Annotated in this window: 13 protein-coding genes; 6 read left to right on the plus strand and 7 right to left on the minus strand. The window is 61.2% G+C overall.

Annotated elements, in window-relative coordinates:
• Positions 1–36: 36 nt before the first annotated feature.
• From AC5ZG1_RS15010 to AC5ZG1_RS15030, 5 genes are all read right to left on the minus strand, one after another.
• Positions 37–273: a heavy-metal-associated domain-containing protein gene (locus AC5ZG1_RS15010; protein WP_496133314.1), complete on the minus strand. Its 237-nt coding sequence runs from the start codon at positions 271–273 to the stop codon at positions 37–39.
• Positions 274–590: 317 nt separating this feature from the next.
• The gene (locus AC5ZG1_RS15015) at positions 591–1349 is read right to left on the minus strand and encodes a DUF4336 domain-containing protein (RefSeq protein ID WP_496133315.1); all 759 of its coding nucleotides are present in this window, start codon (positions 1347–1349) and stop codon (positions 591–593) included.
• Positions 1350–1484: 135 nt separating this feature from the next.
• Positions 1485–2648, minus strand: a complete 1164-nt coding sequence (locus AC5ZG1_RS15020) for an MFS transporter (RefSeq protein WP_496133316.1) — start codon at positions 2646–2648, stop codon at positions 1485–1487.
• A 26-nt stretch (positions 2649–2674) separates the two neighbouring features.
• Positions 2675–4045, minus strand: coding sequence for an NAD(P)-binding domain-containing protein (locus tag AC5ZG1_RS15025; protein ID WP_496133317.1), 1371 nt, complete (start codon positions 4043–4045; stop codon positions 2675–2677).
• A 47-nt stretch (positions 4046–4092) separates the two neighbouring features.
• A complete protein-coding gene (locus AC5ZG1_RS15030) occupies positions 4093–4410 on the minus strand; it encodes an ArsR/SmtB family transcription factor (protein WP_496133318.1) in 318 nt (105 codons plus the stop codon).
• A gap of 131 nt (positions 4411–4541) precedes the next feature.
• Here AC5ZG1_RS15030 and AC5ZG1_RS15035 point away from each other — a divergent pair, with 131 nt between their 5' ends.
• From AC5ZG1_RS15035 to arsH, 5 genes are read left to right on the plus strand one after another with little or no spacing between them, the layout of a single operon-like run.
• Positions 4542–4904, plus strand: coding sequence for an ArsR/SmtB family transcription factor (locus AC5ZG1_RS15035; RefSeq protein WP_496133337.1), 363 nt, complete (start codon positions 4542–4544; stop codon positions 4902–4904).
• Positions 4897–5424, plus strand: coding sequence for an arsenate reductase ArsC (locus AC5ZG1_RS15040; protein WP_496133319.1), 528 nt, complete (start codon positions 4897–4899; stop codon positions 5422–5424). The genes AC5ZG1_RS15035 and AC5ZG1_RS15040 overlap by 8 nt, the downstream gene beginning before the upstream one ends.
• Entirely contained in the window at positions 5424–6125 is a 702-nt protein-coding gene (locus tag AC5ZG1_RS15045) for an aquaporin (protein ID WP_496133320.1), read from the plus strand. The genes AC5ZG1_RS15040 and AC5ZG1_RS15045 overlap by 1 nt, the downstream gene beginning before the upstream one ends.
• Positions 6122–6520 carry an arsenate reductase (glutaredoxin) gene (gene arsC, locus AC5ZG1_RS15050; RefSeq protein ID WP_496133321.1) on the plus strand — a complete coding sequence of 133 codons (399 nt, stop codon included), beginning with the start codon at positions 6122–6124 and terminating at the stop codon, positions 6518–6520. Before AC5ZG1_RS15045 ends, arsC begins: the two co-directional genes overlap by 4 nt.
• On the plus strand, positions 6513–7232 hold the full coding sequence (gene arsH / locus AC5ZG1_RS15055; RefSeq protein WP_496133322.1) for an arsenical resistance protein ArsH: 720 nt from the start codon (positions 6513–6515) through the stop codon (positions 7230–7232). Before arsC ends, arsH begins: the two co-directional genes overlap by 8 nt.
• Positions 7233–7309: 77 nt before the next feature.
• On the opposite strand, the gene AC5ZG1_RS15060 is transcribed toward arsH, so the two are convergent.
• Both AC5ZG1_RS15060 and AC5ZG1_RS15065 read right to left on the minus strand, forming a co-directional pair.
• Positions 7310–9922 (minus strand): arsenate reductase (azurin) large subunit, encoded by a 2613-nt coding sequence (locus AC5ZG1_RS15060; RefSeq protein WP_496133323.1) that lies wholly within the window; start codon positions 9920–9922, stop codon positions 7310–7312.
• 14 nt (positions 9923–9936) lie between these two features.
• Complete coding sequence (locus AC5ZG1_RS15065; RefSeq protein ID WP_496133324.1) at positions 9937–10458, minus strand: arsenate reductase (azurin) small subunit; 522 nt, start codon at positions 10456–10458, stop codon at positions 9937–9939.
• 234 nt (positions 10459–10692) lie between these two features.
• On the opposite strand from AC5ZG1_RS15065, the gene AC5ZG1_RS15070 reads away from it, so the two are divergent.
• A complete protein-coding gene (locus AC5ZG1_RS15070) occupies positions 10693–11136 on the plus strand; it encodes an ArsR/SmtB family transcription factor (protein ID WP_496133325.1) in 444 nt (147 codons plus the stop codon).
• Positions 11137–11424 lie beyond the last annotated feature (288 nt).

An 11424-nucleotide genomic window follows, 5' to 3' on the forward strand; every position in this document is an offset into this window, starting at 1 on the left:
CCATTTGGGCTCGCCCCATACTTGCGTCGGACGCTGTCAGCAGGGGCTTCCGTCGGCTGTCTCACGGGACACGACCCGAAATCGGCTCCCTTGGATCACGTCCACAAGGCGGGCTTCCTGCACAGCTTGGGGCTCAAAAAGGACTCGCGCCTGCCGTTCGGCAAACGAGACCGACGCCATGCGAACGCCTGGTTCCTTTTCAATGAGGTTCTTGATGGTGTTTGCGCATGCGTCGCAGTTCATGCCGTCGATTTTGAAGATCGTTGTTTTCATTGAAGTTCCTCTGAAGACTGCCTCTGTTTGTTTTTGGTTTAGGCAAGCGTAGCCCCTGGACCTAGCTCCAAGGTCAAGCGCAAGTACCGATCACGGCCAGCCGATCGAAAATCCCGCTCGCGATCGTTTTGATCGAAAGGCTCGCCGGTCGGGTGACTATGGTCCTCGCGATGCCGGGCGAAATTATCGCTGTCTCTCAGTACGGGCCGCCGTCTAGCTTCCGGAATGACCGCAATTGGCCCAACTCGGACCCCTTGTGAGGTCTGCTATCGCGCCGCTATCAGCGCCACAGCGGACTCCATACGCACCTGGGGGCATCACCCGGGCTCTCCGAATATTCTACGGATTACTTTATCGACATCTGCATCGAAGCATCGGCCATGGCTGAGCAAAATACGCTGCGGCTGCCACGAGTGGATTTTTCTGAACGCCGCCTCCGCCTTTTGTCGCTGGAGGAGTAGCGGTAGCCGCATGCCGAAGAAAATCTGACCATGGGGATGGTACATGCCGGTGAGCTTTGTGATCGTCCGCCAAGGCTCGGCTACCTTGTCAAGCTCGAGATTGATGATTGTATCAGCCAGTATCATGCTCCTTGACGCTTTGTGGAAGAAAATGAACTCCTTGAAATAGCCGCCTGGAAAAAGCGTTTGGTCGATTTCTAGACGCCATTCTTCGGGCGGACTGGCCTGGAGGTCTCGCGCAAACTCGACGTCGACATGCCGGGCACGGGCCCTTTCACGCACGCGTGGCGATGCCCACGAAACCGCACCCGGAAACGCTTTCTCCCATTCCCCTATATGCGCGTAGTGGAATTGGTTAGGCGACACGAGATGGCGAACCGCCCCGAGTTCCACCAGCTCATTGGCCAGTCTCCCGTCGAACTTAATCGGCGAATGGAGGAAGAGGTCGCCGTTTGAAAGGCGCACTACCGTCATGCGGGTTGTGAACGGAAGCGGCAGCTTTGTTACGCCTGCGGTCAAATACTCAAATGGCCCGTCAATGATACCGATGTTCGGTGCGACGGGTTTGTAGACATTGATTGGCTCGTAAAGAGAGGCTCCCATGTTGCAGCCCATGGAGTGTCTATAAAATGCACGATAATGCAGGCAAAAGGCATGCGCTGGCTAATCGTTGGCATGGCCGCGGTTGCAGGCCTCCTAGCTTCCTTTCGCGTCGAAATATCTACCGTTCGTCAAATAGAGGCAGCCTCTTTAGGCAATGGGCGGCTGCGCTCTGGTCTTAGCCGACGAGAATTGTGAGAGCGAGATGAGTGCTATTAGAGCCGAAAGACTTAGTCCCGCCGAGACAATCACCACCGATCGGCCCAGGCTATCTATAAGCAGCCCGAAGCCAACGGGTGCTAATGCTTGGCAGATACGGGATGGCGCGCCGATCAATCCAAGACGGTACGCGTAGTTTTCTGGTCCGAAGATCGCCAGCGGGAGCGTCCCTCGTGCAATCGTCAGAATACCATTGCCGGCGCCATGCAATAGGGCAAAGGCAGCGGCGGCGCCACCGCCGAAAATTGCGATTACGCACGCTCCGATCGGATGAGTGATGCAGGCAAGCCTTGTTGAGACGAGTGGGTGAAAGCGATTAAGCAGGCTCGCTTCCGTTACACGGGCTGCGACTTGGGCGGGTCCGATCATCATGCCCGCAAACACCGCCTGTGCGGGTGTCGCGCCGAACGCTTCGACGATCCGCGGCAGATGCGCCGCCATCGCCGATGTTACCGTCCATGCGGCCGCAAACGCGAATGATAGCAACACCATGGTCCGATCGATCGGAATGTGTGGCTTCGCCACTGGTCCTTCTGAGCAGACCTGTTTTGCCGCTTTGGGCAGCGCGAGATTGAGGGGTAGACCGATAATGATGTGCGCGATCGCCCAAGCGTAGCAGGTTTCCCGCCAACCGATCGTCTCTAGCCCCAATGAACTCAGCGGCCAGCCGACGGTGCTGGCGAAGCCGGCAATCAGCGTGATGCCGGTGATCGAGGCGCGTGCGTCGCTGCCGTAGATGCGTCCCAACGCGCCGAAGGCCGCATCGTAGAGTCCGAGGCCCATGCCAATGCCGAGCAGGAGCCATGCCCCCGACATCATCCACACCGACGACGAGGAACCGAGCAGCGCGAGCCCAGTGGCGAGAACCACGTTGGAGGCGCAGAGTACCTGCCGCCCTCCGACGCGGTCGATCTCGCGGCCGACGCGGGGGCCGAGCAGTCCGGAAATCACCAGCGACGCCGAGAAGGCCGCGAAGAACCAGTTGCTCGAAACGCCGAGATCGCGGGCGATCGGATCTGCCAGGATCGCAGGCAGATAATAGCTCGATCCCCAGGCTAGTGTTTGGGCGGTCCCGAGGGCGGCGACCACCCGCAAGCGTTGTCCGTCCACGCCAGCGACCTTCAGGAGCAGCCGCAGCCGGACTTGCCGGCGGCCTTCGCGATGGCATCGTCGGAGCAGCAGGCGTCGATGCCGGCGGGTGCGGCTCCGCCGCAGCAGCCGGATGCTGCGGCCCCGCCCTCAACGCCGCCGCGCGTGCAGACACCGGTTTCGGGGAGTTCGAGTTCGACGCGCTCGGCCGCTTGCTTGTCGCCAGCAATATCGGCGACGATAGATCGCACCTGTTCGTACCCGGTGATCATCAAAAAGGTTGGGGCGCGTCCGTAGGATTTCATGCCGGCTAGGTAGAACCCTGGATCGTCCTGCTGCAACTCCCGAGCGCCGTGCGGGCGCACGGTGCCGCAGGAGTGCTCGTTGGGATCGATCAACGGCGCGAGCGCGACTGGCGCATCGATTGCTGGATCGAGCCGAAGCCGAATCTCGCTCAGGAAAGCGAGGTCCGGGCGGAAGCCGGTTGCAATGACCAGTTCATCAGCGACGACGCTGCGTCCGCAGCAGGCCGACGAGGCGGCGATCCGAAGCCGGCCGTCACTCGGCGAGATCGCCGAGACGGAAAATTCGGCCTCAACCTGCACTCGGCCTGACGCTACCAGAGAGGCGAATCGGGCGCCAAGTTCACCGCGTGCGGCCAGCTTGTCGTTCGCGCCGCCTCCGAAGGCTTTGGCCGGATCATTGCCACGAAGAAGCCAGATCGCGCGGGTGCCCGGCACCTGGCGGGACAAGGTGGCCAAGTCAGTGAGGGTACCGATCGCCGAGTGTCCCGCGCCAAGCACGGCGACGGCTTTGCCGGCGTAACGCTCGCGGTCTTTGCCGAGCACGTCCGGCATGCCGTAGGCGATCTTCGCTTGGGCCTCCCGTTCGCCAATCGCCGGAAGGCCGTTGGCGCCGGCGGGATTCGGCGAGAACCACGTTCCGGAGGCATCGATGATGGCATCTGCACGAAAGGTCTCGGGCCCCTTGCCGTTCTGGTATCGTATCTCAAATGGAGCCGCCTCTCGGCCCTTCGTCCTCGCCTTGTCGAAGCTGACACGGGAAACAGCGGTGACACGGCTCGATGTGCGGATCACATCCTTCAGCGCCGTGCGGGTCGCGAGCGGGGCCAGGTATTGTTCCAGGAGTTCGCCGCCAGTCGGGTAGACCTGTGGATCAGGCGAATTCCAGCCCGTCGGGGCGAGCAGCCGGGCGGCGGCCCGGTCGACGTTGTATTCCCAGGGCGAGAATAGCTGGACGTGCCGCCACTGGCCGACCGCATGTCCTGCCTCGGGCCCAGCCTCGATCACGACCGGCGTCATGCCGCGTTCCAGCACATGCGCCGCGGCGGCCAGGCCCACGGGACCGGCCCCGATGATTGCGACTGTCTTTCGCGCGCTCATAGGCTGCTCCTATCTCTCTAGAATTACCGAATGACTGGGCAAAAAAATCAGGCCGCCGTCTGGGCTTTTTTGCATTGCGTCTCGTCGATGCAGCACTCGGCCACGAGAAAATCCACCAAGCCCTGCATCGTCTCGTATTCAGCGTGGCAAACCAACGTCGTGCCTTCGCGCGCCTGGAAGATCAGGCCGACGGAAACGAGGCCCTTGACGTGGTGCGAGAGCGTCGAGGCCGGGATTTTGAGCCGCTCCTGGAGGCGCCCGACCGGCATCCCGGCCCGCCCGGCGCGCACCAGCGCGCGATAGATCTTCAACCTGGTTGGGTTTCCCAGCGCTTCAAGGCGCGATGCTGCGTCGTCGATCTTCATGGGCCAAACCATGGGCGCGAACAGCGTTTTTGTCAAACTATATTTCTAGTATTTTGGAAATAGAGGATGAGTCCACCTTGGGCGTTAGATTTGGGGTTGACTCTGTCCAATATTTCCACAAGTCTGGATATATGGAAACTGAAGAAGCCGTATTGGCTCTCGCCGCCCTCTCACAATCGACTCGTCTGGAGGCCTTCCGGACATTAGTCAGGCACGAACCTGACGGCCTTGCGGCCGGCGATCTTGCCCGCCTATTGGAAGTTCCGCCGAACACGTTGTCGGCCCATCTGTCCATTCTAACCCGCGCGCGGCTGGTGACGTCTGAGCGGCACAGCCGTTCGATCGTCTACCGCGCCAATCTGGCTGAATTCCGCGACATCGCTTTGTTCCTGCTCCGGGATTGCTGCGGCGGCCGGCAGGAGGTCTGCGCGCCGGTCGTGGAAAGCCTGCAGTCCTGCTGTTCTCCCAAACGAAAGGAGCGAACCCGTGGCTGACAACCTCTACAACGTCCTGTTCCTCTGCACCGGCAACTCGGCGCGCTCGATCCTGGCGGAATCGATCCTGCGGAAGGATGGAGCCGATCGCTTCCGGGCTTTTTCCGCCGGCAGCGCACCGAAGGGCGCAGTGCACCCACTGGCGCTGCACACGCTCGAGAGCCTCGATTATCCGACCGATGGCATGCGCTCGAAGAGCTGGCTCGAGTTCGCCGCTTCCGATGCGCCGGTGATGGATTTCGTCTTCACCGTCTGTGACAACGCCGCTGGCGAGACGTGCCCAGTTTGGCCAGGCCAGCCGATGACGGCGCACTGGGGCATCGAGGATCCCGCCGAGGCCCAGGGCACGGAGCTTGAGAAGCAGGCTGCGTTCATGACCGCGTTTCGCTACCTCAAAAACCGGATCGGCACGTTCACCAGCCTCCCGCTGAGGAGCATCGACAAGCTTTCGCTCGGCACCAAGCTGCGCGAGATCGGACGTTCCGAGGGCGCGACACGTCCAACGCCGAAGGCCGGCTGATGGACACGTTCGACCTTTCGCGGCGTCTGGCGGCCGAAGCGCTCGGCACAGGCATTCTCGTCGCCACCGTGGTCGGATCCGGCATCATGGCCGAAACGCTGACCAAGGACGTCGCTCTTGCGCTTCTCTGCAATACCTTGCCGACGGGGGCTATCCTGGTGGTCCTGATCACCGTGCTCGGTCCGATCTCCGGCGCCCACTTCAACCCCGCTGTGACGCTTGTCTTCACCGGCAAACGCGAGCTGCCGGTCAACGAGGCCGCGCTCTACCTGGTCGCGCAGATCGCTGGCGGCATCGGCGGAACGATCGCCGCGCATCTGATGTTCGGACTGCCGCTGATCGACTTCTCGACGAAGGTCCGCACCGGCGGTGCTCAATGGTTCGCGGAGGCCGTCGCCGCCTTCGGCCTGGTCGCCACCATCCTGGCCGGCATCCGGTTTCAGCGAAATGCCGTCCCATGGCTCGTTGGCCTCTACATCACCGCAGCATACTGGTTCACGGCTTCCACCTCGTTCGCCAATCCCGCTGTGGCGATCGCGCGTTCGCTAACCAACACGTTCGCCGGAATCCGGCCTATCGATCTGCCAGGCTTTATCGTCGCCGAGTTGCTCGGCGCGCTGCTCGCTTCGCTGCTGATGAACTGGCTGCTCGGAAGGCCGGCGGTCCGTGGACCTGTACCTATTGCGGAGACTTCGCAATGACCATCACCATCTATCACAACCCGGATTGCGGCACGTCCCGCAACACGCTCGCGATGATCCGTCAGAGCGGGGTCGAGCCGACCATCATCGAGTACCTGAAAACGCCGCCCTCCCGTGAAAGGCTGGTCGAACTCGTCAAGGAGATGGGCATTCCCGTTCGTGCGCTTCTGCGCGAGAAGGGAACGCCGTTTCATCAACTCGGTCTGGACGACCCGAAGTGGACCGACGACGAGCTCATCGATCAGATGCTGGCCCATCCGATCCTGATCAACCGTCCGATCGTGGTGAGCCCGAAAGGCGTCAAATTGTGCCGCCCCTCGGAAGCGGTGCTGGATCTGCTCCCGACGCCCATCGGGCGCTTCATTAAGGAAGACGGCGAAATTATCGATGGCTAAGGTGGCGGACCTTCCGAATCTCGCCCCCGCGGCGATTTTGCTTCCCGATTCTCGGAAACTATGGCCGGAGCCGTCCAGGCACAGGCCGCGAATCCTGTTGCTGTACGGCTCGCTGCGCGAGCGCTCGTTCAGCCGCTTGCTGGCGGAAGAGGCTGCCCGCCTGCTGGCGATGTTCGGTGCCGAATGCCGGATTTTCAACCCTTCGGGTCTGCCGCTGCCGGACGATGCGCCCGCCGATCACCCCAAGGTGACCGAACTGCGCGAACTCTCGGCTTGGTCCGAAGGCCAAGTCTGGAGCAGCCCGGAACGGCACGGCGCCATCACCGGCATCATGAAGGCCCAGATCGACTGGATCCCGCTTGCGATCGGCGCCGTTCGTCCGACGCAGGGCAAGACGCTGGCCGTCATGCAGGTCAGCGGTGGCTCGCAGTCCTTCAACGCCGTCAACCAGCTTCGCGTGCTCGGGCGTTGGATGCGCATGATCACGATCCCGAACCAGTCATCGGTGGCGAAGGCATACGAGCAGTTCGACGATGCTGGACGCATGAAGCCGTCGCCCTACTACGACCGTGTCGTCGACGTCATGGAGGAACTGGTGAAGTTCACGCTGCTGACGCGCGATTGCTCTGGCTATCTTACCGACAGGTACAGCGAACGGAAGGAACAGGCGACAAAGCTGCAGGAACGGCTGGCTTTGGAAAGAGCCCTGTGAAGATTGCTCTCCCTAACAGAGCGTGCGCGAGCATAGGGTAGAAGCCCCGGCCGAGGCCGGGGCTTTCGATGCCTAATCTAGGCCTGGTAATCGAGAGACTTGAAGCTCAGATGCTTCACGCCTTCCGGTGCGTCCGCGAGCTTGCGAATGTTGGCCCAGGTCTGCTTGTAGTTCGGGATGATGAACTCGTTCACCCCGTCCGACACCACGTTGCCTTGGACGCCGGTCGGATATGCGAACATCATGAACGTCTGCTTCGGTTTGGCCGTCGGCGTCGGATACACCATGGCCTGCGTGGAGCCATTGTCGTTGAACACCTCGACCAGATCGCCCGGGTTAAGCTTAAGCTCGTTCATGTCTGTCGGGTTCATCTGGATGTAGGGATATGGCATCCGATCCATCACGAGCTCATTGTCCTGGTCGAGATACGCACTCTGCCAGACGACGTTGGCACGCCCGTTGTTGATGAGGAATGGAAACTTCTTCATCTCGGCTTCCTTGCCCGGCGCCTGCAGGCCGCGCCACGCCGTCTCCATGAACTTGGCCTTGCCATCCTTGCTGTTGAATTTGCCGTCGGCGTACAACCGTTTCGTGCCGAGAATACGCTCGACGCCGCCCGAAGCCGGCGAGGCAGCCGGGGATGATGCAGCACCCGACTTCAGGACAGGCTCCTTTCCACGCGCCCCTTCAATGGCAGGGCCCTTCAAGACTTCTCCGGTTGTTACGCCGGTCGACGTGCCGCCAGCAACAACACCGGTGGTGTCGAGCCCGACGGCTGGCTCCTGGAAGCCGTTCGTCCCCATAGCGCGCAAACGCGCGTAGGTGACGAACTCGCCGCCTTTTTCATGTTGGTGATAGCCATCCATGAAAGCGTCTTCTTCGGTCTTCCAGTCGAAGCCCTTGAACTTGTCGGCCGCTTCCGTCTTGCCTTGCTCGCGCAGAACCCGCTCTATGTTGTTGGCGATCCGCGCAGCGATCAGACAGTCCGGCATCGCTTGCCCCGGCGGGTCCATGTATTTTTCGGTCAGGCGCATGCGACGCTCGCCGTTCATCGACGTTAGATTGGCTTCCCCGGATGTTGCGGCGGGCAACCACACGTGGCAGGCCTCGCCGATCTTCGTGGGGACGATGTCGACATCGACGGCGAACATGCCTCCCTTCTTGATCGCGTCCGTGATCGCCTTGACCACGGCGTCGCGATCGCCGTACGGCACCGTCATCATGGCGTCCTTCACCATGTCGGTCCGTTTCCTGTAGTTCTGCTTGAATTTGAAGGCGTTCAGCGTCGTCTTGTAGTGATCGCATCCCCAGATGTGATGCACGCCGCCTTTGCCCTCCATCAATAGCTTGTCGACGTAGGCCGCCGGTCGGCCGACATGCTCATCCGGAGGCCTGGAATAGCCTTCCTGATGTCCTCCCATGCGGACGCATCCGCCGCCCGGCCGGCCGATATTGCCGGTTGCGAGCGCGACGTTCACCAGAGCGCCGTTCGTACGGTAATTGTCGTTGCCCCAGATCAGGCCCTTCTCATACGCGAACATCGTGCGGCGTCGCGCGTTGCCCGCCTTCGGCTGCGCGATCCATTCCGCGGACTTACGAATTTGATCGGTGCTTAGACCGGTTATCCTAGCCGTGTCCTCCAAGCTGATCCTGTTGGCGGCCTTCATCTGGTCGAAGTTGGTCGTCGAGGCCTCGATGAAGGCTTTGTCAACCCAGCCCTTGTCCGCGATATAGGTCATCCACGCATTGAACAGCGCGAGATCCGTGCCGGAATTGATCGCCAGGTGCATGACGTTGTCCTTGCCGGCTTCGACCTCGCAGGCATTGACCGTCACCGTTCGACGCGGATCGACAATGATGACCTTGGCCCGCTCCATTGGCTCGGAGCCGAACTCGGCCTTCTTCTTGTCGAGCGACGTTCCGCGCAGATTCGAAATCCAGTGATTCAAGAAATAATTGGTCTGGGTTTCGAGCGCGTTGGTCCCGACCGCCACGATCGTGTCCGCGAGCTCGGCATCCTCGTAGCAGTTGTTGAGCTCACCGACGCCCATGTCGCGCGTGGCGTGAACCTCAGAATTGTAGGCAGGACGGTTATGGATGCGGATGTTCTTGATCTTCATCGCGCTGAAATAGAGCTTGCCAGTGCCCCAGGTGTTTTCGTACCCGCCGCCGGCGCCGCCATGGTCGAACGCCGAGACGAACACGCCGTCTTCGCCCATGTCATTCATCACCGCGACAGTGACGCGCGCGACGAGGTCAAGCGCATCGTCCCAACTGGTGGGCTGCATCTGCCCGTAGCGCCAGACCATGGGGTCCGTGAGGCGCTGCAGCTGCGTGTTGCGCTGCTGCGAATAGCTCATCTCGGCCATACGCGCGCCGCGTATCGAGCCCAGCCCCGAGTTCACGACGCAGTTCTTGTCAGGCTTGATTACGATGTGCACGTCCTGACCGTTCTGGCGGACAATGTTGTACATCGCAGGCGAGTACCAGGCTTCGGTTTCAGCGGCCTGTTGCTTTGAAAGGTCGACACCAAATTTGTTTTGACCTGGAGCCGTGCCACCCTGTTTGCTGGCAGCCCAAGTGTAAGCCTTATAGCCGCAGCCCACGATGCAGTAATGGCAGGTAACGTTGAATTCCTTGGCATCCGCCGGGATGATCGGAAGCCGGTCGATTTGACGCTTGTAGGCCATGACCCTTCCTCCCCTCAGAGCACGTTGGAAAGCCGACCGTACAGCAGTTCGTCCACGCCTTCGGCGTAGACGTCGCCCTTGTCGTCGACGCGCAGCAGGTATTGCGGGAGGTTCTGCGTGGCCTGTCCCCAGATCTGTTGACCGCCGGCCTCGCAGTCGAAGCGAGAGTAGTGGCCGGGACAGTTCATGGTCCGATCGGCCGCGCTGTAATTGAGGGGATAGCCCTTGTGCGGGCATATCGTCGTAAAGCCAACGATATCGCCTTCGGCACCTACCCCGCCTGGCACGGTCTTGCCGAGCTTCAAGAGCACGCCAGGAGCCTTGTCGTCGGGATAGGAGACGTTCAGCGGCTCGTTGAGCTTGAGATCCTTGATGTTGGCCAGTCGACTCACGGGATAGTCCACCCTCGCGGCTCCGGTCGCGGCTTGAGCCGGAAGAGGTGTGATTGAGGTAACGGCAACGCCGGCGGCGGCGAGACCCGCCCCGCTCATGAAGCGACGGCGGCCGACGTCGACCATACGATCGCAGCGCGACATGGTGAATGCTCCTCGGGTTCGCCAGTACGCCTACTGGCGGGTGTTTCCTCGAGATCGGACCGGTACGCCTACCGGCCGGAGCGCTCGCTGTTCTTATGTCGCATGCCCGTCACATCGATGGGCTACGATGTGTCGAGACGTCTCGACATATTCAATAGTCGAAACGTGCTGGCTTGTCACTTAATCTGTGGGTTAAACATGAGGCAACTGGCTGAGTCGCGCGGAGACTACGGAATGCGGAAATCGATGCTGGCCGCTGCCAGCCACGCTAGCACCCGGTCAGTCCAAGACCCGCTCTCCGAGCCCCACGCGATTTCCGCTCTTGCTGCACTTGCTCAGCCCACGCGCTTGGCGATCTTTAGACTGCTCATCAAGCACGAGCCAGTCGGTATCACTGCCGGCGTGATCGCCGAAACCATTGGCGCACCGCATAACACTCTGTCATCACATCTGGCCATCTTGGTGCGTGCGGGGTTGCTCCGCAGTACGCGCGAGGGCCGCACAATCGTTTACCGCTCAAAGGTCGAGGGCATGCGGTCGTTGATCACCTTCCTGGTCAACGACTGCTGCGACGGACATCCCGAGCTCTGCAGCTTGGTCGCAGCTGACGCTACAGCCTATTGCGCACCCGCCTCGAAAGCTCGCAGCGCGAGGAAGGCCGTTAAACGCAAGAGCTGACTGCAGGCCACCGATGTCTTGGGCCTTTTGGGGACCGCCCAGCGCTCACGGATGAAAGTACGAGCCCCGCCGATTTCTACGCTGAGCTACGCAACTGCCTCTCGTCAGCAAATAGTGGTTCTCGCGCGGGGGGGCGTTGGTTCAAATAAAAATGCGCCGACCGAAAGAGCAAGCACTGGACCAACACGCGAGATCAAGCAGGAAAGATCTGCTGAAGTGCACCCTTATCGTGAGACACGATAATCAGGGACAGGTGCCCGCCGCTTGAGGCGGCAGGGCGGGTTGATG

The sequence above is a fragment of the Bradyrhizobium sp. Leo78 genome (genome assembly GCF_059512425.1).